General features: G+C 68.6%; 19 protein-coding genes. 12 read left to right on the top strand and 7 right to left on the bottom strand.

The window, feature by feature from the left end:
- The first annotated feature begins 113 nt into the window (after nt 1–113).
- From AC1D2F_RS01635 to dhaM, 7 genes are all read left to right on the top strand, one after another.
- The gene (locus AC1D2F_RS01635; protein ID WP_229994130.1) at nt 114–2,606 is read left to right on the top strand and encodes an ATP-dependent Clp protease ATP-binding subunit; all 2,493 of its coding nucleotides are present in this window, start codon (nt 114–116) and stop codon (nt 2,604–2,606) included.
- A gap of 337 nt (nt 2,607–2,943) precedes the next feature.
- Complete coding sequence (locus AC1D2F_RS01640) at nt 2,944–5,067, top strand: S9 family peptidase (protein ID WP_476966054.1); 2,124 nt, start codon at nt 2,944–2,946, stop codon at nt 5,065–5,067.
- A gap of 61 nt (nt 5,068–5,128) precedes the next feature.
- The gene (locus tag AC1D2F_RS01645; protein ID WP_229994132.1) at nt 5,129–5,662 is read left to right on the top strand and encodes an amino-acid N-acetyltransferase; all 534 of its coding nucleotides are present in this window, start codon (nt 5,129–5,131) and stop codon (nt 5,660–5,662) included.
- Nucleotides 5,663–5,836: 174 nt separating this feature from the next.
- Nucleotides 5,837–6,130 (top strand): hypothetical protein, encoded by a 294-nt coding sequence (locus AC1D2F_RS01650; protein ID WP_229994133.1) that lies wholly within the window; start codon nt 5,837–5,839, stop codon nt 6,128–6,130.
- Nucleotides 6,131–6,285: 155 nt separating this feature from the next.
- Nucleotides 6,286–7,287, top strand: a complete 1,002-nt coding sequence (gene dhaK / locus AC1D2F_RS01655) for a dihydroxyacetone kinase subunit DhaK (protein WP_476966055.1) — start codon at nt 6,286–6,288, stop codon at nt 7,285–7,287.
- 2 nt (nt 7,288–7,289) lie between these two features.
- Nucleotides 7,290–7,916, top strand: a complete 627-nt coding sequence (gene dhaL, locus AC1D2F_RS01660; protein ID WP_229994135.1) for a dihydroxyacetone kinase subunit DhaL — start codon at nt 7,290–7,292, stop codon at nt 7,914–7,916.
- Nucleotides 7,913–8,584 (top strand): dihydroxyacetone kinase phosphoryl donor subunit DhaM, encoded by a 672-nt coding sequence (dhaM, locus tag AC1D2F_RS01665; RefSeq protein ID WP_364746897.1) that lies wholly within the window; start codon nt 7,913–7,915, stop codon nt 8,582–8,584. Before dhaL ends, dhaM begins: the two co-directional genes overlap by 4 nt.
- A gap of 88 nt (nt 8,585–8,672) precedes the next feature.
- Here the strand turns inward: dhaM and AC1D2F_RS01670 are convergent, their stop codons facing one another.
- Nucleotides 8,673–9,170 carry a hypothetical protein gene (locus AC1D2F_RS01670; protein WP_229994137.1) on the bottom strand — a complete coding sequence of 166 codons (498 nt, stop codon included), beginning with the start codon at nt 9,168–9,170 and terminating at the stop codon, nt 8,673–8,675.
- Between the two features lie 16 nt (nt 9,171–9,186).
- The gene (locus tag AC1D2F_RS01675; RefSeq protein ID WP_356815756.1) at nt 9,187–10,023 is read right to left on the bottom strand and encodes an HhH-GPD family protein; all 837 of its coding nucleotides are present in this window, start codon (nt 10,021–10,023) and stop codon (nt 9,187–9,189) included.
- Between the two features lie 275 nt (nt 10,024–10,298).
- Here AC1D2F_RS01675 and AC1D2F_RS01680 point away from each other — a divergent pair, with 275 nt between their 5' ends.
- Nucleotides 10,299–11,009 (top strand): hypothetical protein, encoded by a 711-nt coding sequence (locus tag AC1D2F_RS01680; protein WP_229994139.1) that lies wholly within the window; start codon nt 10,299–10,301, stop codon nt 11,007–11,009.
- A 144-nt stretch (nt 11,010–11,153) separates the two neighbouring features.
- On the opposite strand, the gene disA is transcribed toward AC1D2F_RS01680, so the two are convergent.
- Nucleotides 11,154–12,230 (bottom strand): DNA integrity scanning diadenylate cyclase DisA, encoded by a 1,077-nt coding sequence (gene disA, locus AC1D2F_RS01685; protein ID WP_229994140.1) that lies wholly within the window; start codon nt 12,228–12,230, stop codon nt 11,154–11,156.
- Between the two features lie 332 nt (nt 12,231–12,562).
- Between disA and AC1D2F_RS01690 the strand changes: the two genes are divergently transcribed.
- Entirely contained in the window at nt 12,563–14,176 is a 1,614-nt protein-coding gene (locus AC1D2F_RS01690; RefSeq protein WP_229994141.1) for a peptide chain release factor 3, read from the top strand.
- Nucleotides 14,177–14,352: 176 nt separating this feature from the next.
- Nucleotides 14,353–15,711, top strand: a complete 1,359-nt coding sequence (locus tag AC1D2F_RS01695) for a protein kinase domain-containing protein (protein WP_229994142.1) — start codon at nt 14,353–14,355, stop codon at nt 15,709–15,711.
- Nucleotides 15,712–15,811: 100 nt separating this feature from the next.
- On the opposite strand, the gene AC1D2F_RS01700 is transcribed toward AC1D2F_RS01695, so the two are convergent.
- Nucleotides 15,812–17,020 (bottom strand): PucR-like N-terminal domain-containing protein, encoded by a 1,209-nt coding sequence (locus AC1D2F_RS01700; protein ID WP_476966056.1) that lies wholly within the window; start codon nt 17,018–17,020, stop codon nt 15,812–15,814.
- Between the two features lie 97 nt (nt 17,021–17,117).
- Here AC1D2F_RS01700 and AC1D2F_RS01705 point away from each other — a divergent pair, with 97 nt between their 5' ends.
- Together AC1D2F_RS01705 and AC1D2F_RS01710 are read left to right on the top strand one after the other, a co-directional pair.
- Nucleotides 17,118–18,200: a ferredoxin reductase gene (locus AC1D2F_RS01705; RefSeq protein ID WP_229995123.1), complete on the top strand. Its 1,083-nt coding sequence runs from the start codon at nt 17,118–17,120 to the stop codon at nt 18,198–18,200.
- Between the two features lie 13 nt (nt 18,201–18,213).
- Complete coding sequence (locus AC1D2F_RS01710; RefSeq protein WP_229995122.1) at nt 18,214–19,443, top strand: fatty acid desaturase family protein; 1,230 nt, start codon at nt 18,214–18,216, stop codon at nt 19,441–19,443.
- A gap of 156 nt (nt 19,444–19,599) precedes the next feature.
- Here the strand turns inward: AC1D2F_RS01710 and AC1D2F_RS01715 are convergent, their stop codons facing one another.
- From AC1D2F_RS01715 to radA, 3 genes are all read right to left on the bottom strand, one after another.
- Entirely contained in the window at nt 19,600–20,235 is a 636-nt protein-coding gene (locus tag AC1D2F_RS01715; protein ID WP_229995121.1) for a class I SAM-dependent methyltransferase, read from the bottom strand.
- 16 nt (nt 20,236–20,251) lie between these two features.
- Nucleotides 20,252–22,408: a copper-translocating P-type ATPase gene (locus AC1D2F_RS01720; RefSeq protein ID WP_229995120.1), complete on the bottom strand. Its 2,157-nt coding sequence runs from the start codon at nt 22,406–22,408 to the stop codon at nt 20,252–20,254.
- Nucleotides 22,409–22,546: 138 nt separating this feature from the next.
- Nucleotides 22,547–23,920, bottom strand: a complete 1,374-nt coding sequence (gene radA, locus AC1D2F_RS01725) for a DNA repair protein RadA (protein ID WP_229995119.1) — start codon at nt 23,918–23,920, stop codon at nt 22,547–22,549.
- Nucleotides 23,921–23,955: the final 35 nt, after the last annotated feature.

Below are 23,955 nucleotides of genomic sequence, written 5' to 3' on the forward strand. Positions count from 1 at the left end.
GGGGTCCGGGCAGGGGCGCGCAAACCCTCCGGTTTCCCCTGTGGCGAACAAGCCCCAAATCTGGAACCCGGCCACGTAGCATCAAAGTACGTCGTAGCTAGGAGTGTGGCGAAATGTTTGAGCGATTTACGGACCGTGCCCGTCGCGTAGTTGTGCTTGCCCAAGAAGAGGCACGCATGCTGAACCACAATTACATTGGTACCGAACACATCCTCTTGGGTCTGATCCATGAGGGTGAAGGTGTTGCCGCCAAAGCCCTTGAATCCTTGAGCATTTCGCTCGACGGTGTCCGCGAGCAGGTCCAGGAGATCATCGGCCAGGGCCAGCAGGCCCCCTCCGGCCACATCCCCTTTACCCCTCGCGCCAAGAAGGTCCTGGAGCTCTCGCTGCGTGAGGCCCTGCAACTGGGCCACAACTACATCGGGACCGAGCACATCCTCCTCGGCCTCATCCGGGAGGGCGAGGGCGTTGCCGCCCAGGTGCTCGTCAAGCTCGGCGCCGACCTGAACCGGGTCCGCCAGCAGGTCATCCAGCTGCTCTCGGGCTACCAGGGCAAGGAGGCCACCGGCGCCGGCGTCGGCCCCGGCCAGGCCGAGGGCACCCCCGCCGGTTCCGTGGTCCTGGACCAGTTCGGCCGCAACCTGACCCAGGCGGCGCGCGAGAACAAACTGGACCCCGTGATCGGCCGCGAGCAGGAAATGGAACGCGTCATGCAGGTCCTTTCCCGCCGCACCAAGAACAACCCCGTGCTGATCGGCGAGCCGGGCGTCGGCAAGACCGCCGTCGTCGAGGGCCTGGCCCAGGCGATCGTCCGCGGGGACGTCCCTGAGACCATCAAGGACAAACAGCTGTACACCCTGGACCTCGGGTCCCTCGTGGCCGGCTCCCGCTACCGCGGCGACTTTGAAGAACGCCTGAAGAAGGTCCTCAAGGAGATCCGCACCCGCGGCGACATCATCCTGTTCATCGATGAGATCCACACCCTGGTGGGTGCCGGAGCCGCCGAAGGCGCCATCGATGCGGCCTCGATCCTGAAGCCCATGCTGGCCCGCGGCGAACTGCAGACCATCGGTGCCACCACGCTGGACGAATACCGCAAGCACATCGAGAAGGACGCCGCCCTGGAGCGCCGCTTCCAGCCGATCCAGGTCAAGGAACCCTCCGTTGCGCACGCGATCGAGATCCTCAAGGGCCTCCGCGACCGGTATGAGGCACACCACCGCGTCACCATCACCGACGGCGCCCTCGCCTCGGCGGCGGCCCTTTCCGAGCGCTACATCTCGGACCGGTTCCTGCCGGACAAGGCGATCGACCTGATCGACGAGGCCGGGGCACGGCTGCGCATCCGCCGCATGACCGCCCCGCCCGAGCTCAAGGTCATGGACGAGAAGATCGCCGCCATGAAGCTGGAGAAGGAATCCGCGATCGACGCGCAGGACTTCGAAGGCGCCGCGTCGCTGCGCGACAAGGAGCAGAAGCTCATTGCCGAGCGCGCCGAGAAGGAACGCCAGTGGAAGACCGGCGGCATGGACGACATCTCCGAAGTTGATGAGGACCTGATCGCCGAGGTGCTGGCGAACTCCACTGGCATCCCGGTCTTCAAGCTGACCGAGGAAGAGTCCTCGCGCCTGCTGAAGATGGAAGATGAGCTGCACAAGCGTGTGGTCGGCCAGGACGAGGCCATCAAGGCCCTGTCCCAGGCGATCCGGCGCACCCGTGCAGGGCTCAAGGACCCCAAGCGTCCGGGCGGCTCGTTCATCTTTGCCGGCCCCACCGGCGTCGGCAAGACCGAGCTCGCCAAGGCCCTCGCCGAGTTCCTGTTCGGCGAAGAAGACGCGCTGATCACCCTGGACATGTCCGAGTACTCGGAGAAGCATACGGTCTCGCGGCTCTTCGGTGCCCCTCCGGGCTACGTTGGCTACGAGGAAGGCGGCCAGCTGACCGAGAAGGTCCGCCGTCGTCCGTTCTCCGTGGTCCTGTTCGATGAAGTGGAGAAGGCGCACGCCGATCTCTTCAACTCGCTGCTGCAGATCCTGGAAGACGGCCGCCTGACCGACTCCCAGGGCCGCGTGGTGGACTTCAAGAACACCGTGATCATCATGACCACGAACCTCGGCACCCGGGACATCTCCAAGAGTGTTGCCACGGGCTTCCAGTCCGGCACGGACACCCAGACCGGCTACAACCGGATGCGCGCCCGGGTCACGGAGGAGCTCAAGCAGCACTTCCGCCCCGAGTTCCTGAACCGTGTTGACGATGTTGTGGTCTTCCCGCAGCTGACCCAGGACGAGATCATCGAGATCGTGGACATGTTCGTTGGCCGSCTCGAGAAGCGCCTGAAGGACAAGGACATGGGCATCGAGCTCACGTCCGCGGCCAAGGTGCTCCTGGCAACCCGCGGCTACGACCCCGCCATGGGTGCCCGGCCGCTGCGCCGCACCATCCAGCGCGAGATCGAGGACCAGCTCTCCGAGAAGATCCTCTTCGGCGAACTGCACTCCGGCGACATCGTGGTGGTGGATGTGGAGGGCGAAGGCGACGACGCGAAGTTCACCTTCGCCGGCAACGCCAAGCCGCGCATCCCGGAGATCGCTCCGAGCGTCTAAGCATCAAGACCAAGGCCCCGCTGTCCTGTCAAGGACGGCGGGGCCTTCGCGTTTGCTCTTCCCGGGCCGCGCTCCGTGGGGGTTCTGGGGACCGGGGCTGCCAGCGCCCCACGTGTCTGGGCCATTTGCCAGAGATGGCCGCTAAGGGGCCGGGCGTAGCGGCCATCGTCGTCAATTCGCTGACCTGTAGCGCCTCATACGCGGGTCTGTGGCGCCTGCGCGTCCCGGCGGTGATCGCACGTGCTTAGACCGGAGTGCCCGCTCGTACTCTGAAAGCACCGTTTCACTCTCAGTGAACTTTCTGTGATCGATGCCACATACAGTGTTGAATCGGTGCATGGCTGCCAAGGACTCAGAGACCCTGAGCGAACAACCCGAGACCCCCTTCCATGATCTGGACCACTACCTCGCCATCCCCAAAGTGAGTGGTTTAACGCTGAGCCCGGACGGTGACCGGCTGGTCACCACTGTGGCGACACTCGGCGCGAAGGGCACCGAATACTGCACCGCGCTGTGGGAAGTGGACCCGGGCGGGGTCAAAAAGGCCCGCCGGATCACGCGCAGCGCCAAGGGGGAGGCGGGTGCGGTGTTTGCCGCCAACGGCGACCTCTACTTCACCTCGGCCCGTCCCGATCCGGAGAGCCCCGAGGCTGACCCCGTCAGCGCCCTCTGGATACTCCCGGCCGACGGCGGCGAAGCCCGGGTGGCCCTGTCCCGCGCCGGCGGAATCGGCGGGGTCCACGCCGCCAAGGACGCCGACACCGTGGTGGTCGCGGCCTCGGTGCTGGCCGGCTCCACGGACGAGGACAATGACGAAGAACGCCGCAAGGCGCGCAAAGACAACAAGGTCGCGGCCATCCTGCACAGCGGCTACCCCGTCCGCTACTGGGACGCGGACCTGGGCCCGGCGCAGCCGCGGCTGTTCGCGGTCGAACCCGGCGAGCCGGTGGAGGCCGGTAAGCCGACCACCGTCGACGCCGCGCCGCCGCTGAAGCTCCGCAACCTGACGCCCGACGCCGGCACCCGGCTCAGGGACGCCGAATCGGTGGTCAGCCCGGACGGCACGATGATTTACAGCAGCTTCGCCAAGCCCCTCGCGAACGCCGATTCACGTTCCGTGCTGGTCGCCATCGACGTCGCCACCGGCACCCGGACGGTTCTGCTGGACACGGAAGGTCTGAGCTACTTCCCGGGCCCGGTCAGTCCGGACGGGCGGAGCCTGGTGGTGGTCAGTGAAAGCGACACCACGCCGCTGGCGGCCCCGCAGGTCAAGCTGCACCTCCTCGACGTCGCCGGCCCGGCAACAGGCGAGGCCGCCCTGACGCCGCTCGCCCATGACTGGGACCGCTGGGCCCGCCCCGCCGCGTGGCTGCCGGACGGATCGGCCCTGCTGGTCACCGCCGACGAGGACGGCGCATCGCCGGTATTCCGGATCGGTGTCGCGGGGGACCCGGGCCAGGCTGGCCAGGTGCTCCGCCTGACGGACGACGCCGCCGCGTACACCGACGTCGTCGTCTCGCCGGACGGACGCAGCGCCTACGCCCTGCGCAGCTCCTACGAATTCCCCGCCGAACCTGTGCGGATCGACCTCGCCGGCGGCGGCGTCGTCCGCCTGCCCGCACCCGCTGAGCGCCCGCACTTCACGGGGACGCTGGAGCGCGTGGAGACGACGGCGGCCGACGGCGCCCGTGTGCCCGCGTACCTGGCCCTGCCCGAGGGCGCGTCCGCCGCGAGCCCGGCCCCGCTGCTGCTGTGGATCCATGGCGGCCCGCTGGGATCCTGGAACGCCTGGACCTGGCGCTGGAACCCGTGGCTGCTGGTGGCCCGCGGTTACGCGGTGCTGCTCCCGGACCCTGCCCTCTCCACCGGCTACGGCCAGGAGCACATCCAGCGCGGCTGGGGGGAATGGGGCAAGGCTCCCTTCACCGACCTGATGGCCATCACCGACGCCGTCGTGCAGCGCCCGGACATCGACGAGACGCGTACCGCCGCCATGGGCGGTTCCTTCGGCGGGTACATGGCCAACTGGGTAGCCGGGCATACGGACCGCTTCAAGGCAATCGTCACGCACGCCAGCCTCTGGGCCCTCGACCAGTTCGGTCCCACCACCGACGCCGCGCAGTACTGGCTCAAGGAGATGACGGCCGAGATGGCGCTGGAGAACTCCCCGCATCTGCACGTGGAAAACATCCGGACTCCCATGCTGGTCATCCATGGCGACAAGGACTACCGTGTCCCGATCGGTGAGGGGCTCCGGCTTTGGTACGAGCTGCTCGCCAAGTCACAACTGGCGGCAGACGGGAACGGCGAAACGGACCACCGTTTCCTGTACTTCCCGGACGAGAACCACTGGATCCTGCAGCCGCAGCACGCCAAGGTCTGGTACGGCGTGGTGGAGCACTTCCTGGCCAGGAACCTGCTGGACAAGGACATTCCCGTCCCCGACGAACTGGGTCTCTGACACTCCGTCCCCGGGACCGGCCGCGAGCCGGCCGGACCCGGGGCACCCGTAAGATTGGGCTGTGACTGAGACCGTGACTGAGACCGCGACTGAGACGATCCGCATCCGCCCTGCCCGCACCGGCGACGTTGGCGCCATCAAGACGCTCGTGGCGCCGCTGGCCGACCAGCGGATCCTCATGGCCAAAGAAACCGTGGCCTACTACGAAAGCCTGCAGGAATTCCGGATCGCCGAATCGCAAGACGGCGAGGTGATCGGCTGCGGAGCGCTGCATGTCATGTGGGAGGATCTCGCCGAGGTGCGCACCCTCGCGGCTTCGGATGCCTGGCGCGGCAAGGGCGTGGGCCACGCGCTGGTGGAGCGTCTGCTGGGGGATGCCCGCGCGCTGGGAGTCTCGCGCGTCTTCTGCCTGACGTTCGAAGTGGATTTCTTCAAGAAACACGGCTTTGAAGTCATGGCTGACCAGAGCGCGGTCGATCCCGTGGTGTACTCCGAACTCCTGCGCTCGCATGACGAAGGCGTGGCCGAGTTCCTGGACCTGGCCCGGGTCAAGCCGAACACGCTCGGCAACACCAGGATGATCAAGGAGCTGTAGCGCCCGCCGGCTGTGCCCGTCCGGGGAACTTTCGGCGGATTCCGGCCGGCACCCGCAGCCGCCTGGAACACGACGTCCGCCCGGGGCTTCCCTTCAATAAATTTGGTGGATAAACTGATCCCGGCCCAGGGGGTGGGCCGCCATACTTTCGGAGGCAAAAAATTGCATAAAGACGTGATTTTTCCCGATTTCTCCGCCGTTCACAGGACAATAGCCAGCGCTCCGGCAGTGCCGCCGGTCCAGCTGCCCGGCCAGCCGCTGGAAGCGCCACCGGTAGAATCCACCAACCGCTCCTCGCCCGGCACGGGTGCTCCCGTGACGGGACAAACCGCTGGCCCGGCGCCTGCGGCCGCAGCGCCACCGGCCACGTCCCGCGCCCGCAAAGGCCGGCTCGCAGCGCCGCCGTTCTCATGGCTGGGCGTCGACGCCTGGCCGCATTTCCCGGCGTGGGCCGACAAACAAGCCTGAAGCATCCGCAGGAACGCACCGCAACAACCCGCCGGTCCGGGATTCGAAGCCCCGCCAGGAGCCCCCGGGCCGAGGGAATCGGGAGCCTACCGCCGGCCGTGCCCCGGTAGTAGGGTCTAAGCAAGCAGCCAGGACACCATCCAGGGAGCACCGCCATGAAGAAACTCATCAATGATCCCAAAGCCGTGGTCGACGAGTCAGTGGAAGGGTTCGGGCTTGCACACGCCGACCTCGTGACCGTCTTTCCGGACCCGAAATACATCGTGCGCAAAGACGCGCCCGTGGCGGGGAAAGTCGGACTCGTCTCCGGCGGCGGCAGCGGACATGAGCCGCTGCACGGCGGCTACGTGGGAATGGGCATGCTCGACGCCGCCGTTCCGGGCGCCGTGTTCACCTCGCCCACCCCGGACCAGATCCTGCCGGCCACGCTGGCCGTGAACTCCGGCGCCGGCGTCGTGCACATCGTGAAGAACTACACCGGTGACGTCCTGAACTTCGAAACCGCCGCCGAACTCGCGCAAGCAGAAGGCGTCGAGGTCCGCACCGTCCTGGTCAACGACGACGTCGCCGTGCAGGATTCGCTGTACACGGCCGGCCGCCGGGGCGTCGGCGGTACTGTCCTGGTCGAGAAGATCGCCGGGGCGGCCGCCGAACGCGGCGACAACCTGGACGCCGTCGCCGCGATCGGTGACCGCGTCAACCAGAACGTGCGCAGCATGGGCGTTGCTTTGTCCGCCTGCACCGTTCCGCACGCGGGAGTCCCCAGCTTCGAGCTCGAGGAAAACGAGATCGAGATCGGGATCGGCATCCACGGCGAGCCGGGACGGCACAAGATTGCCATGGAAAACGCCGACGGCATCACCGACCGCCTCCTGGACCCGGTGGTCAGCGACCTCGGACTTAGCTCCGGGGACCAGGTGCTCCTCTTCGTCAACGGCATGGGCGGCACCCCGGCAAGCGAGCTGTACATCGTGTACCGCCGGGCCGCGCAGAGACTGGCGGAGCAGGGCGTCACCGTGACACGCTCCCTCGTGGGCAACTACATCACGTCCCTGGAAATGCAGGGCTGCTCCATCACGGTCCTGCGCCTCGATGACGAAATGACGTCGCTCTGGGACGCTCCCGTCCACACTCCGGCCCTCCGCTGGGGCGTCTGACGGTGGGGCTGGATGTCGGCTGGGCCGTGCGCTGGCTGACCCTTTCGGCGCAGGCCATGGCGGATCACCGGGTGGAGCTGATCGAGCTGGACCGGCCTATCGGGGACTCGGACCACGGTGAGAACATGGACCGCGGCTTCAAGGCCGTGATGGACAAACTCGCCGAGACACCGCCGGAAACCCCGGGCGCCGCCCTGAAACTGACGGCCATGACGCTGATGTCCAAGGTGGGAGGGGCGGCCGGTCCGCTGTACGGCACGGCATTCCTGCGGGCCGCCACAGCGCTGGGCAACACCTCCGACGTCGACGCCGCCACCTTGGCCGCCGCCCTGCAGGCCGCCCGCGACGGCATCGTCGTCCGCGGTAAGGCCGAGTCCGGGGACAAGACCATGGTGGACGCGTGGACGCCCGCGATCGAGGCCGCCGCTGCCGCGGCTGGCGACGGCGACGTCCGGAAGGTGCTGCTTGCCGCGGCGGAGGCCGCCGAAGCCGGCGCCGTGTCCACGGATCCGATGCTCGCCCGCAAGGGCCGCGCCAGCTACCTCGGGGAGCGCAGCATCGGCCACCGTGACCCGGGAGCGGTCTCCAGCGCACTGATCCTGCGCGCCGCCGCCGGGGCAGCCGAATGACAGTCCGGCTAGTCGTTGTCTCGCACAGCGCCAAGATCGCGGACGGCGCCGCCGAGCTCGCTGCCCAGATGGCCCCCGACGTCCTGATCCTCCCCGCCGGTGGTACCGACGACGGCCGGATCGGCACGAGCCTGGAGAAGGTCATGGCTGCGCTCGAGCAGGCCGCCGGTGACGGCGTCGTGGTACTCACGGACCTCGGATCCGCCGTGATGACGGCCGAGTCCGCAGCGGAGTTCGCGCCGGATCCGGGATCGGTGCTGCTCGCGGACGCACCCCTGGTGGAAGGACTGGTTGCAGCAGCGGTGGCTGCCCAGGCGGGGGCCGAAGCGGCGGCGGTGAAGGACGCGGCCGAGGCCGTCTACCGGCCCCCGGCCCACCCCGCGGAGGCCGAGCACGTACACCAGCAGCCGCCGGACGCCACGGGGGACTTCGAGCTCGTCAACCAGGCTGGCATGCACGCCCGGCCGGCGGCGAAGATTGCCGGCGGCCTGTCCGCCATGGACGCCGACGTGACCGTCAACGGCGCCGATGGCGCCTCCATGACCGAGCTCATGATGCTCGCCGCGGGCAAGGGAACAGTCCTGCATGTGGAGGCCAGCGGCCCGGACGCCGCCAAGGCGGTCGGCTACCTGGAGCGCCTGGTCAGTTCGGGGTTCGGAGAACCGTAGGCGGGGCCTGGATTTCGCAGGCAAACCTGGCGGGCCGTGCGGGTCTGGCTGGCCGAGCGTCCGGGGCTGGGGTTCCGGGGTGCCGGGGTTAGGGTGCCTGCCGAAGGCCGGCCGCGTCCAGCACCACGCCGGCCGTGATGAAGGTTCCGCACTGCTCGCCAAACGGCTGCGCCGCGCGGGGCGTGAAGGCCGCGGTCCGTGCCGGCAGCGGGTTCCCGGCGGTATCCGTGCCCGTGGCCGTCACCCCGATGGGGCTGGCCGTCAGCGTCTCCATCATCAACATGCCGGTCAGGGTGCCGTCGGGCGAAGACGTGGCCGAACAGACGCCGTCGCCGCCGTAACGGCCGGGTTCGCAGCGTTGGTCCACGGTGGTGCTCCCGGGAACCAGTTCCAGGTCCGCTTCCTTGCAGCGGCCGTCCTGGCAGGCCAAAAGGTGGATGGTCCGCACCGACGGTGCGTATTCCCGGTCCACGGTCAGGGACACGACGGGCGCCTGAGCGATCGCCGGGCAGGCGGCCTCCGGCCGGCACGAGGTTACCAGGACGGCGGTGAGGGCCAGTGCGGCCGCGGCCGCCAGCTTGCGCATGCTCCAGCGTAGATCCTCAGCCCGGAAGCCGGAAGCCGCCCCGGTGCAGTTCCGCGAGGCCGTCGCCCAGCAGGCCGGCCAGCGCCCGTTCCAGCTGCTCGGGAGCCGCGTTGAGCCGGTGCAGGGCCGCGAGCGGGATCCCGATTCCCTGCGGTTCGAAGCCCAGGTCCGCAGGGGCCTCGTGGAACAGCACCGGCGACACGGGGTCCTCGGCTACGCGCAGGACGGCCATCACGGCGCCGCGCACCTGCCGGTCCGTGCCGTGCCAGGCCTGTCCCTTGGGCGTGTACGTTGGCGGCGGCTCGCCGGCAGCCAGCCAGGCGCAGGACTCCCGGACAGGGCACTGGCCGCACTTGGGGGCCCGCGCCGTGCAGACCAGTGCACCGAGTTCCATGACGGAGGCGTTCCAGCGCACCGAGGCGCCGGGGTCGTCCGGGAGCAGGGACGCCGCCAGCCGCATTTCGGCAGCGGTCAGGGCCTGCGCCGGCAGGGCCGAGCCGGTGAGAAGCCGCGCATGGACCCGGCGGATGTTCGTGTCCACCACTGTTTCGCGGCGTCCGTAGGCGAACGCCGCGACGGCCGCGGCCGTGTAGCTGCCCACGCCGGGGAGATCCAGGAGCTCGGTGTAGGCGTCGGGGACGGCGCCGTCGTGGCTGTCCCTGATGGCGACGGCGGCCGCGTGCAGGCGCAGGGCGCGCCGGGGATACCCCAGCCGGCCCCAGGACCGGACGGCTTCCCCGGCGGGCTCGCGCGCCAGATCGGACGGCTCCGGCCAGCGGCGCAGCCATTCCTCCCAGACCGGCAGGACCCGGACCACCGGCGTCTGCTGGAGCATGACCTCGCTGACCAGCACGCCCCAGGGCGTGCACTCCGCAGCCCGCCATGGCAGTTCCCTTGCATTGGCTGCGAACCAGTCGTCCAAGGCGGCATGAAGCGCGGTGAGATCGGCGGCGCGGGCGCGCGGCCCGGCGGGCAGGGGTTGCCGCTGTGCCGGAGCGGATACGGGGGGCGTTGGGGTTAGAGTTTCGATCCATTCAGCGTAATAGATCGGGGTAACGGATCGGGACGGCGGCAGGTCCCGCGGCGTGGTCGGGCGCCATAGCCCGCACGGTTCTCTAGGCTAGAAGAATGGTCAGGCAAGGCAATTCAGGAACGGGCGGTTCGAGGACGAAAGGTTCGCCCCCAGGACAATCCGGGCGGAAAACCGGACGGCCACCACTCCGCCCGGTATACCGCCGTCGCCGGCTGTTTGCTGGCCTGGTCCTGCTGCTCGTCATCGCCGTGGTCTTCGGTGGCTTCGTCGCGGTCTCGAGTGCCATGAGCGGCGGCCAGTCTTCTGGCGACCAGCCGTCCGGAGCGGCGCCGGCGAGCCTGCCGGCCGCGTCCGCGTCCGGTAGCCCCAAGGCGTCCAGGGATCCTTCGGCGTCACCCGCCGCATCATCGGGCGATGGCTGCGAGCAGAACCTGGTGATAGTCACAGCTGCCACCGACAAGCAGGTCTATGCCGCGGGGGAGAAGCCGCTGCTGAGCCTCAAGGTGACTAACAACAACAAAGTGCCGTGCGAGGTCAACATCGGCACTTCCCAGATGGAATACATGATCACCAGCGGCTCGGACCGGATTTTCTCTTCCAAGGACTGTCAGGCGGAGAGCACGGACCTGACGAAGACCATTGCGCCGGGCAAGAGCGAGACCGCCAACTTCCCGTGGCAGCGCAACCGCACGGTGCAGGGCTGCGAACCCGTCGAGGCCGAGCCCGGTGCCGGCGGCGCCTACTATGTCTTCACCGCCCGGCTGGCGAACAAGACCAGCCCCAAGGCCGTGTTCCAACTCAACTAACCCCAGTCAGCCCCGCTAACCCCCGTCGGTAGGTGCCCTTTTGGGCGATCAAAAGGGCATCTGGGCCCACGCCGGCAGGGTTCCCTGGCCGAGCTTGCGAGGCGAGGGGGCCGGCGGGGAGCAACCGACGGGTGTTGGAGGGGGTTAGAGGAACCGGTCCAGCAGGCTGGCCTCGGCCATGCGGCTCAGGCCTTCCCTGACGGTCCTGGCGCGCTGGTCACCGATCCCGTCCACGGTCATGAGGTCATCGATCGTTGCCGCCATCAGGAACTGCAGGCCGCCAAAGTGGTCGACGAGCCGGTCGGCGACTGCCTTCGGCACGGCCTTAAGGCCGGAGAGCAGCCGGTAGCCGCGCGGCTGGACGACGGCGTCGAGGTTGGCCTCGCCGCCGGCGAAGCCGACGATCCCGGCGATCTTGCCGAGGTCAATCAGCTCGGTTGGGCCCAGGCTGACAAGGGCTTTGACCGCGTCGTCGATGTCCTCCGCCGTTGCGGCCGGGCCGGAGTAGTCGCGGATGATGACGTCGCTGCCCGGGCCGCGGCCCACGGTGAGCTCGTCCAGCTGCAGGGAGAGCAGGCGGCCGTCCTCGCCCAGTTCCAGGACGTACTGGGAGATTTCCTCGGAGATCCTGCGCACCATTTCCTGGCGCTGAAGCGTGACCGCGACGTCGCGGACCGTCACCATGGCCTCGATTTCCAGGGCGGAGAGCGAGCTGGTCACCTGGTCCAGGCGCGAGCGGTAGCGTTCCAGGGTTGCCAGGGCCTGGTTGGCGCGGGCCAGGACTTTCTCGGAGCCCTCCAGGACGTGGCGTAGTCCGTGCACGTACAGGGCGATGATCTGCATTGACTGGCTGACTGAGATGACCGGGACACCCGTCTGGATGGCCACTCGTTCCGCGGTCCGGTGCCTGGTGCCCGATTCCTGCGTTTCGATGCTCGAGTCCGGGACGAGCTGGACCGCCGCGCGCAGGATGTTGCTGGCATCCTTGTCGCAGACAATGGCACCGTCCATCTTCGCCAGTTCCCGCAGCCGGGTGGGGGAGAAGTCGATGCCGATCTCGAAGCCGCCCGAACAGATGGACTCGATGGTCCTGTCGATGCCCAGCACGATCAGCGCGCCGGTCCGTCCGCGGAGGATGCGTTCCAGGCCGTCGCGGAGGGCTGTGCCCGGTGCCACCCTGGCCAGAGTCGCCTTGAGCGCATCTTCAGGGCTCCGAGCCATAGATTTCCCCTTCAAAGGTGCAGGCGAGAGCCTGCAAGTGCGCCGGTTTCCAGGGTCCCCCGGCAGGATCAAAAGTACTCAGTTCCCCGCTCTCCCCATGATAGGGGCAAAGTACCGCAACTTCCGCACAGGCAAGCCTTAAAGTGGTCCATTGCGGCATGCCGCCGGAAGCCCCCGGAACGGCTGTCCCGGGTCCCGTCCGCGAAGGCATTTTGGCGCTGAATGGCCGCCGCTTCGTGCGCGGTCCGCGGCCTGCGATAAACTTGAGTCCTTGGGTGTACCGCGGGCTCTCCGCGCCGTGACCCGTCCACAGCCGCAGCGAAAGTAGCATCGTGTCTCAAGAAGTCCTCAGCCCCGCCCGAGTCCAGGAGATTCACAAGCAGGCGGCCCGGCGCCGGACTTTCGCGGTCATTTCGCACCCCGACGCCGGCAAATCCACCCTGACGGAGGCCCTTGCGCTGCACGCAAAGGTGATCGGCACGGCCGGCGCCTCCAGCGGCAAGGCCAACCGCAAGGAAACGGTCTCGGACTGGATGCAGATGGAAAAGGACCGCGGCATCTCCATCAGCTCCGCCGCCCTGCAGTTCGGCTACCGGGACACCGTCATCAACCTCCTGGACACCCCGGGCCACGCGGACTTCTCCGAGGACACCTACCGCGTGCTCGCAGCCGTGGACTGCGCCGTCATGCTGGTCGACGCCGCGAAGGGCCTGGAAACCCAGACCATGAAGCTCTTCGAGGTCTGCAAGCAGCGGAACCTGCCCATCATCACGGTCATCAACAAGTGGGACCGGCCCGGCCTGGACGCCCTGGCCCTCATGGACGAGATCACCGAGCGCACCGGACTGCAGCCCATGCCGCTGACCTGGGCCGTGGGCATCTCCGGCGACTTCCGGGGCGTCTGGGACCTGCGCAACGACCGCTTCGCGCAGTTCAAGCGGAACAACTCCGGCGCCAACATCGCCCTCACCGAATACTTCACCCCGGACGAGGCCGCGGCCAGCCAGGGCGAGGACTGGTCCAACGCCGTGGACGAGGCCGGGCTGGTCATCGAATCCAACCTGGCGTTCGACGTCCAGGCCTTCCATGCCGGCAAGGCGACGCCGATCCTCTTCAGCTCGGCCGCGCTGAACTTCGGCGTAAAGGAAATCCTCGACGCCCTCGTCGACTTTGCGCCGCCCGCTGCCCCGCGGCCCGACGTCGAAGGCGAGCCCCGCCCGGTCGATGCCCCGTTCGCCGGATTCGTCTTCAAGGTCCAGGCCGGCATGAACAAGGCCCACCGGGACCACGTTGCCTTCATCCGGGTCTGCTCCGGCATGTTTGAGCGCGGCATGGTGGTCACCCAGAGCCGGACAGGGAAATCCTTCGCCACCAAATACGCCCAGCAGGTCTTCGGCCGCGAACGCGAGGTGATCGACGAGGCATTCCCGGGCGATGTGGTTGGCCTCGTCAACGCCTCCTCCCTCCGGGTGGGGGACAGCCTGTTCCTGGACCAGCCGGTGGAGTTCCCGGCGATCCCGCTGTTCGCCCCGGAGCACTTCCAGGTGGCGCGCTCCAAGGACCCTAGCCGGTTCAAGCAGTTCCGCCGCGGCATCGAACAACTCGAGCACGAGGGCGTTATCCAGGTGCTCCGCTCCGATATCCGCGGCGACCAGGCGCCCGTCCTTGCCGCCGTCGGCCCCATGCAGTTCGAAGTCGTCGAAGACCGCATGGCACACGACTTCAGCGCCCCGATGCGGCTGGAACGACTCCCGTATTCCATGGCCCGGATCTCGACCGCCGACGCCATGCCGGCGCTGGCCAACGTCCCCGGCGCCGAAGTCCTGTTGCGCTCTGACGGGGAATATCTGGCCCTGTTCAACGACGTCTGGGCCCTGCGCCGGATCGAAAAGAACCACCCTGACCTCACCCTGGTGCCGATCGGGACCCACAACCCCGCGAAATAGCGGCAGGACGCCGGGCCGGAAGACCGCCCGGACGTCTTCCGAAATCCGGTTTCCGCGCTATCATAAGTAAGCTTGCTTATGATGCGGGTGCCGGGATCAGTTTTCCGGCTTTGGACTGATCCGCCCGATTCCAGCGGCGGCCCCATTAGAGGGACCACGTAGACCTTTTGACAACCATGGACCCCGGTTTCCTGCTCAGCGGGCGCTACCGGATCGAAGAACTCATTGGCCGGGGCAGCCAATCGAGTGTGTACCGTGCCACGGACGAGGTCCTGGGACGCGAAGTGGCGGTCAAACTTTTCCGCGACGGCACTGTGGACGAGGAACGGACCCGCAGGCAAAGCGAGGAAGTGCGGATCCTGGCAGGGATGGCCCACCACGCCCTCGTGACACTGTTCGACGCCGGGACCGACCTGAGTGACCCGAGCCGCCGGCTCAGCTATCTGGTGATGGAACTCGTCCGCGGCCCCGACCTCCGGCGCCGCTCGGCCGAGGGCCCGCTTTCGGCGGCCCACATGGCGCTGATCGGGCACGATCTCGCCGACGGACTGGCGCACATCCACCACCACGGCATCATCCACCGGGACGTCAAACCGGCCAACATCCTGCTGGTGGACTACAGCGCCGAGGACCGGCGTCCACGCGCCAAACTCAGCGACTTCGGCGTGGCCATCACCGTCCGCGAGGGCCACTGCGGCGACCCCGACGACAGCTCCGGCACCCCGGCCTACCTCAGCCCCGAACAGGCCGCCGGTGAACCGGCCGGCCCTGCCAGCGATGTCTATTCGCTGGGGCTGGTCCTGCTGGAAGGCCTGACCGGGAAAATGGCGTACCCCGGCGCGCCGGTCCAGTCCGCCCTGGCCCGGCTGCTCCAGGACCCGCACATCCCCGAAGAGCTGGCGCCCCTGTGGTCGGTCCTGCTGACCTCCATGCTGGACAGGGATCCGGCGGCCCGCCCGCCGGCCCGGGAAGTGTCCCTGGCCCTGCGCCAGGAAGTCATCAATGGCGCGGGTCGCCACCGCAGGGAAGCGGCCGCGCTGCTGACCGACGAAGACGGGCGGATGCAGGCGGTCGGGCGGTACGGGATCCTCGACACTCCCGCGGATGGCGCCTTCGACCGGATCGCGGCGCTGGCCGCACGCATGTTCTCGGTGCCCGTGGCAATTGTCAGTGTTGTGGACCATGACCGGATCTGGTTCAAGTCCCACCACGGCACGGACGTTACCGAGATCGGCCGGGACCCCGGGTTGTGCGCCTCCGCCGTCCTGCAAGGGGATGCCTGGATTGTCCGGGACGCCATCAACGATCCCCGGACGCTGTCCAACCCTCTCGTGGCCGGCGAGTTCGGCCTGCAGTTCTATGCAGGGGTGCCGTTGCGCACTCCGGACGGCTACAACCTGGGCACCTTGTGCATCCTGGACCGTGAGCCCCGAGACTTCAGCGATGAGGACACCGCTGCGCTGGAGGACCTGGCGGCGCTCGTGATGCACGACCTGGAGCTGCGGCTCCACAGCCGGCGGGCGCTCGCCGGGTAATCCGGGGCCCGCCGCCGGGCGCCGGCCTCGCCGGCCGCTGCTGCCCGCCGCCGGCCCCCGAAGTCGGTGCCGACGTCGAACGCCGGCCTCGCCCGGCCGCCTACCGCCGGCCGGCGTGCAGGGCCAGTTCGAGTTCGAAGCGCGCCGTTGGATCCTCGAGGGCGTCGCCGAAGAGCTCGCGCAGCTGCGCGGCCCGGTAGCCCACGGTCTGCGGGTGGATCCCGAGCTCGGCGGCCACAGGTGCCCGCTGGCCCCAGTGCCGCAGCCAGGAGAGCAGCGTTTCGGCGAGCCGCTCGCGTTGCGCGGGCCGGAGCCCTTCGAGCGGCGCGAGCCGCCGGGTGGCCAGTTCGGTGATTGCCGAGGGCTCCGCTCCGAGAATCACCTGCGCCAAATGCTCGTCGGCCCAGATCGGGGGATCGTCCGGCCCTTCGCGCGGAGGCAGCGCCGCGGCCGCCAGCACGGCCAGCCGCAGTGAATCCGGAACCCTCTCCCAGCCGCCGGACGGCCCCACGGAGGCGCCGCGCCCCTTCAGGGCACGGTCCAGGTCCTCCCGGGCGGACTGCGATTTCCGCGCCGGAACCAGGGCCACGACGTCGGTCTCGCGCTCAATCACTAGGGTGCCTGGACCGAGGCGCAGCCGCAGCCCGGCTGCCCGGTCCAGCGGAAGCGTCACCACCGCCATGCGCTGGGGCAGGGACCAGTCCGCCATCGCCGCCGTCTGGCGCAGGGCCGCCTCGTCGGCCTGGCCGAGCAGGAGCAGGTCCAGCAGTTCTGTGCGTCGCCGGTCCACCGCTCCGGCGCGTTCGGATTGTTCAAAGGCGTAGGCCTCGGCGCTGACCGCCGACAGCTCATCGATGTACGCGAGGATCGATTCGCCCAGATCCACCACGACGCCCTGGCCCAGGTGGTGTTCCACGGAAACCTTGGACATTTCCCGGAAGGTCACGCGGGCACCCATCCGGTAGGCGCTCAGGAGCGCGTCCATGCTCCGCCCCTGCCGGAACTCGCCGCTGCCCAGCCCGGCCACCAGCTCCCGGCTTTCCTCGGACAACGCCGGCAGCCGGGTCCCGGGCAGTTGCAGGAACCGGTCCAGCGCCGCGGCCACGCCCCTTCTCAGGCCCCTGCCGAAGCGCCCCTCAATCGGCCTGGCGTACGCCGGAACGAGCTGGGGGACGGCCTCGATGATCGCCTCGACGATGCCGGGCATCCTGGGACGCAGCATGTCGCTGACCTCCCGCGGCAGGGCCAGCCATGGCGGATCGTAGGCGGGGGCGGGGCCGGCGGGCTCCCTGGCAGGGGATGCGTTCATGGACAATCCGATGAGTTGTTGCGGCGGGATAGTTTTCTCGAGTCGATCGTATGCCTTGGGTGAAGAAGTATGGCCCAATCTGACATAAGCTTGGTGAATGATCCGGCTCCGTAAGCTGGCGCGCGCCGCATCTCTACTGACCACCCCCCTAGCTCCAGAAGACATTCTGTCGCTGTTCAATCCTGTGTTTTCCGCCCGCCAATTGCGCGGCGTGGTTACCAAGGTGGTTCCAGAAACGGCCGATTCCGCCACCATTTTCTTCCGTCCCGGCCGCGGCTGGCAAGCGCATCTTGCCGGCCAGTGGGCCCGTATTGGCGTCGAGCTCGACGGCGTCCGCCACTGGCGGTCCTATTCGCTCAGCGCCCCCGCCGGACAGGATCCGGCAATCACCGTTACCGACATGGGCGCCGTCTCCGGGGCCCTCGTGCGCGGCACCAAACCGGGCGACGTCCTGTTCCTGGCGCCTCCGCAGGGCGACTTCGTCCTGCCGGAACACCCGCGCCCGCTGCTCATGCTCACAGCCGGCAGCGGAATCACGCCGGTGATGTCGATGATCCGCACCCTCGTGCCGCACCGCCCCGACTCCGACGTCGTCCTGATCCATACCGCCCGCACCGCCGCGGACACCATCTTCCGTGAAGAACTCGCCGAGCTCGCCGACCAGTTCCCCAACCTGCGCGTCACGCACTGGTTCACCGGGGAGCGCGGACGGCTGGACTTCACCTCTGCCGCCGACCTGGACCGGCTGTGCCCGGACTGGCGCCAGCGCGCCGCCTACGCATGCGGCCCGGAAGGCTTCCTCAACGACGCCGAGGCGCTGTGGGAAGCCGAAGCCGAGGACGCTCAGCAGGCCGCGGCGGCCCGGGCGGGCACCCTGACGATCGAACGCTTCAGCACCAGCCTCGCCGGCGGTGCCGGGCACGACGGCGGACTGGTCACCTTCGAGGCCTCCGACCGCGAAGTCGAGGCAGACGGGGACACCCCGCTGCTCGATGTCGGCGAGGACGCCGGCATCCTGATGCCCAGCGGCTGCCGCATGGGCATTTGCCACAGCTGCCTCATCCCGCTGCGTGCCGGCCAGGTCCGTGACCTTCGCACGAACGAAGTGCACGGCGAGCCCGGCCAACTAATCCAGACGTGCGTGTCGGCAGCCGCCGGCCCCGTTAACCTCGACCTCTGAGGAGTATCACCGCATGACGATTGTTTCCAACAAACCGGATATTTCCGACAACGACGCCACCGCCGCAGGCGGTACAGACGGGTCAGCCGCCGGCGCCCCAGCAGCAGAGGTGCGAACGGCCGCGAAGACGCGGCCCGGCGCCCTGGCCGAGACCGGCAGCCCGTTGCTGCGCCCGCCCGCGGCCGCCCACCTCTCCGACGAGCAGGTGGCGGAGCTGGGGCGCGAACTCGACGCCATCAAGGACGACATCCTCGCCAAGCGCGGCGCATCTGACGCCGCCTACATCCGGCGGATGATCAAGATCCAGCGCGGCCTGGAGCTCTCCGGCCGTGCCCTGCTGCTGGTCAGCAAGAAGAAGCCCGCCTGGATCGCCGGCACCACACTGCTGAGCTTCGCCAAGATCCTGGAAAACATGGAACTCGGGCACAACATCCTGCACGGCCAGTGGGACTGGATGCGGGACCCGGACATCCACTCCACCACGTGGGAATGGGACTTCGTCACCCCCGCACGCTCCTGGCAGCACACCCACAACGATCTCCACCACCGCTGGACAAATGTGGTCGGCAAGGACAACGACATCGGATACAACCTGCTGCGGATGGATCCGGACCAGGAATGGACGCCCTTCAACCTGGGCAATCCGCTCTACAACGCACTGCTGGCACCCGTCTTCGAGTGGGGCATCGCGATCTACGACCTCGAACTGGTGGACTACAAAGAGGGCCGGAAATCCAAGGAAGCCCTGACCAAGGACCTGAAGGCCCTCGGCCGCAAGGCCCTGACGCAGTTCACCAAGGACTACGCCGCCACGCCCGCCGTCGCCATGCTGACCGGTTCCGGCAAACAGGCCCTCTACGGCACCCTGACCGCCAACGCCGTCCGCAACGTGTGGGCGCACGCGGTGATCTTCTGCGGCCACTTCCCCGAAGGCACTGACACCTTCACCGAGGAAATGGTGGAAGGCGAGACCCGCGGCGACTGGTATGTGCGCCAGATGATCGGCTCGGCCAACATCTCCGGCTCCAAGTTCATGCACCTCATGACCGGCAACCTCTCGCACCAGATCGAGCACCACCTGTTCCCGGACCTGCCCTCGAACCGCTACGCGGAAGTGGCACCGAAGGTGCAGGAGATCTGCAAGCGCTACGGACTGCCGTACACCACGGGTCCGCTGCTGAAGCAGGTCGGTTCCACGTGGGCCAAGGTCTTCAAGCTGGCCCTGCCTCCGAAGAAGGCCTAGCCGGCCGGGCCCAACTTCCAGGGCCCAGCGGCCCGGTTTGAACGCCGGGTTTGAATGCCGGGTTTAAATGATTGACCAGAGGGGCGTCTGCCATCGCGGCAGGCGCCCCTCTGTCGTGCGCCCCCTCCGTTGTAACGGCGTATGCGGGCCGGGGGCTCAGGACTTGCTCGCCATCCCAAGAACGTGGGCAAGCCGCGGGTTGCCGGGGAGGACCGAAAAGCCAAAGCGCTCGAGGCCCTGCACGGTGAGGCCGGCCCCGGCGATCACGGCGGCTGTGTCGCGGTTCGGGTGGCAGCCGCCTGCCACCCGGCTCCATAGCGGGGTGACCAGGTCTTCGGCGGCGCCCAGGACGCGGTGTGCGGAGCGGACGTGTTCATAGAACAGCAGCAAGCCGCCGGGGCGCAGGACCCTGACCACCTCCGCCAGCGCGGCGGACTGGTCCGCCACGCTGCACAGCACCAAACTGGAGACGACGACGTCCACCGAGGCGTCCGCCGCCGGCAGCGCTTCCGCCACGCCGTCTTTCACCCTGACAGGCACCGGTGCCTTGCTCGCGGCGGCGAGGGCCAGCCCCCGGAGCGTGGGGTCCGGTTCGAGGGCCAGCACACCGGTCACCGCTGAAGGGTAAAACGCGAAGGTGGCCCCGTAGCCCGCCCCGATTTCGATGACGACGCCGTGAGCCGCTGCCACGAGCCGCCGGCGGTGCTCCGTTGCCCCGCGGGCATCCATCCGCGGACCCACGCGGGCATAGGATCTCCCGAAGGATGACTCGCGGCGGCTGGTTTCCGGCATGGGGGCGTCCTTGCGGTCAGCCGACAGCGGCCGGGTTGAGCTTGAGCCTGCGCAGCAACTGGGCGTTGAGGGCAACCACAATGGTCGACGCCGACATCATCACGGCGCCCGCGGCGGGGGAGAGGACGATCCCCGCGAAGGCGAGGACCCCGGCCGCCAGCGGCACCGAGATGATGTTGTATCCGGTGGCCCACACGAGGTTTTGCCACATCTTCCGGTAGCTCGCCTTGGACAGATCCAGCATCGACAGCACGGCCCGCGGATCGTTGCCGGCCAGGACCACGCCCGCGGATTCCACTGCCACATCCGTGCCGCCGCCAATCGCGATCCCCACCTCCGCCCGTGCCAGTGCGGGGGAGTCGTTGACGCCGTCGCCCACCATGGCCACTTTCAGTCCGCGGCCCTGCAGTTCCGCCACCTTCTTGTCCTTGTCGGCGGGGAGGACCTCGGCGAACACTTCATCGATGGCAAGTTCCGCGGCGACGGCGTGCGCCACCTGGCGGGCGTCGCCGGTGACCATGGCCACCTTGATGCCGCGTGCCTGGAGGGCCCGGACGGCCTGGCGGGACTCGGGCCGCACGGCATCCTCGAGGCTGACAGCGCCCACGACTGTGCCGCCGTCGACGATGTGGAGCACCGCCGCGCCGCGCTCCAGCCAGGCGCCGGTGGTGGCGGCCAAAGACCGCGGTTCCTGCAAACCCAGCTCCCGGAGCAGGGCCGGGCCGCCCACCTGGACCGTGCGGCCATCGACCGTGGCGCGGACTCCGCGGCCGGTCAGCGAGGTGAACCCGTCCGCCGTCGGAATCTTTAGTCCCCGGTCCCGGGCGGCGGCAACGATCGAGCGGGCCAGCGGATGTTCGCTGTCCGCCTCCACGGCGGCCGCGAGTCCAAGCACTGCGTCCTGGCCGGCTGCTGTGCCCGTGCCTGCGGCGGCGACCTCCTTGAGCTCCGGCTCGCCCCTGGTCAGGGTTCCGGTCTTGTCGAACAGCACGACGTCGACTGTCCGCATGCGCTCCAGCGCCATCCGGTTCTTGATCAGGACGCCCGCCCGGGCCGCCCGCTCAGTGGAGATGGCGATGACGAGCGGGATGGCAAGCCCCAGCGCGTGGGGGCATGCGATCACGAGCACGGTCACAGTGCGGGTGACGGCGTCGGTGACGCTGCCCATCAGGGTCCAGAAGATGAAGGTCAGGACGCCGGTGCCGGCGGCGAAGTAGAAGAGGAACGCCGCAGCCCGGTCGGCGAGGGCCTGGGCCCGGGAGGAGGATGCCTGTGCCTCGGCCACGAGGCGCTGGATCCCGGCCAGGGCGGTGTCCTCGCCGATGGCTGACACCCGGACCCGCACGGAACTGTCCGTGGCGATGGTACCGGCCACCACGGGATCACCGGGTGTTCGCAGGACGGTCTTTGATTCGCCGGTGATCATCGATTCGTCGAAGTCGGCCTGGCCGTCGCTGACCGTGCCGTCGGCCGGCATCCGGCCGCCGGGGCGGACCAGGATGGTGTCCCCGGCGCGGAGCTGGGAGACGCTGACAGTCTCCAAGCCGGCGTCCGTGACACGTTCCGCCTCATCGGGCAGCAGCGCCGCCAGGGCGTCCAGTGCGCCTTGGGCCGAGCCGAGGGCGCGCATCTCGATCCAGTGGCCCAGCAGCATGATGGGGACCAGCAGCGCCAGCTCCCACCAGAAGTCGAGATCGAAACCGCCGATGCCGAGGCTGGTCACCCAGGAGGCGATGAAGGCGACGCTGATGGCCATGGCGATCAGCAGCATCATGCCCGGCTTACGGGTCTTCAGTTCATTGAGCCCGCCCTTGAGGAACGGCCGGCCGCCGTAAAGGAAGATCACCGTACCGAACACGGGCGGGATCCAGGCAGAGCCGGGAAAGGCGGGAGGTGCGTAGCCCAGGAGCTCCGCGAACATGGGGCTGAAGAAGAGCACCGGCACGGCCAGGGCCAGCGTCAGCCAGAACCTGTCCCTGAACATGGCGACGCTGTGCCCGGCGTGTTGGCCGTGGCTGTGCACGGTGTGGTCGTCCCCGGCGGAGCCTGCGGTGGCAGGGACGGCGGCGGGGGAGGCGCCCGGCTTCGCAGCATGGTTACCGTGCGGCGTCGGGTGCGTGCCTTGATTCTGGATGCCCTGGTCCGCGCCTGGGCTGCTGTGCCGGTGTTCCATGGTGCGTGCTCCTGAAGGAAGTTCAGTCATCTGCGGCTACGCCAAAGATACCCCCGGGGGGTATCTTTGGCAAGAGCTTATCTGTTTCAGCGGACCTGGATGACACGCATCATCCCGCGCGCCGCGGCCTCCGCGGCGTCAGCTGATCAGCAGCCCCAGCGCCTCGGCCAGGTGGCCGACCTCGCGGACCGAAAAGCCCGCGGGAACCGGGCCGTGCCCGTTCGGGCTGGCCGGCACCACGGCATGGGTGAAGCCGAGCCGGTGCGCCTCCTGGATGCGCTGATTAATGCCGGGCACTGGACGGACTTCGCCGGCCAGGCCCACCTCGCCGAACGCTATCAGCCGCTGGGGGAGCGGCTTCCTGGCCTTGGCGGAAGCCACCGCCAGGGCCACGGCGAGGTCCGTGGCGGGTTCGCTGAGCTTGACCCCGCCGACCGTTGCGACATAGGAGTCGTCCTTGTGCAGCAGGCAGCCGGCGCGCTGCTGCAGGACGGCCAGCAGCATGGCCACGCGCGAGCTGTCCAGTCCGCTGGTGGCGCGGCGCGGCTGGGAGCTGGCGCTCTCGGCGAGCAGCGCCTGCACCTCGGCCAGCAGCGGGCGGCGGCCCTCCAGCGTGACCGTGATGCAGGTTCCCGAAACGGGCTCCTTGGTCCGTGAAACGAACAGTCCACTGGGATCGGCGAGGCCCTCGATGCCGTCCTCGTTCAAATCGAAGCAACCGACGTCGTCGGTAGGTCCGTAGCGGTTCTTGACGGCGCGCAGCAGCCGCAGCCGCGAGTGCCGTTCGCCCTCGAACTGGCAGACGACGTCCACGAGGTGTTCCAGCAGCCGGGGCCCGGCGATGGAGCCGTCCTTGGTCACGTGCCCGACCAGCAGCGTGGTCATGTTGCGGCGCTTGGCCGCGGCGATCAGGGAGGCCGCGACCTCGCGCACCTGGGACACCCCACCGGCGCTGCCCTCGACGTCGGCGCTGCTGAGGGTCTGCACGGAGTCCACCACCAGCAGCCGCGGTTCCAGCTTCTCCACCTGCCCCAGGGCCTGCCCGAGGTCCGTTTCGGCGGACAGATACAAGGATTCGGCCACGGCGTCGATCCGGTCCGCGCGGAGCTTGACCTGGGCGGCGGATTCCTCACCGGTGATGTAGAGGACGTCCTGCGCCGTGCGGGCGAACTTGGCCGCGACATCCAGCAGCAGCGTGGATTTGCCCACCCCGGGTTCGCCCGCGAGGAGGATGACGGCGCCGGGCACCAGCCCGCCGCCGAGCACGCGGTCGAGTTCATCCACCCCGGTGGGCAGGAAAGCGGCAGTGGTGGCGTCGACGTCGGCGATCCGGCGGGCCGGTTCAAGGACCGTAGTGGCCGCCGTCGTCCGGGCGACGGCGGTGCCGGTCTCCTCCACGCTGCCCCACGCCTGACACTCGCCGCAGCGGCCCACCCATTTGGCCGTAGTCCAGCCGCATTCGGCGCATTTGTAGCCGGGTGCCTTCGGCCCCCGGGAAGTCTTCGTAGCCATTGGTCCACACTATCGGGGCCCAGCGACAACCAAGG

It is taken from the genome of Arthrobacter sp. P1_B3 (assembly GCF_056406615.1).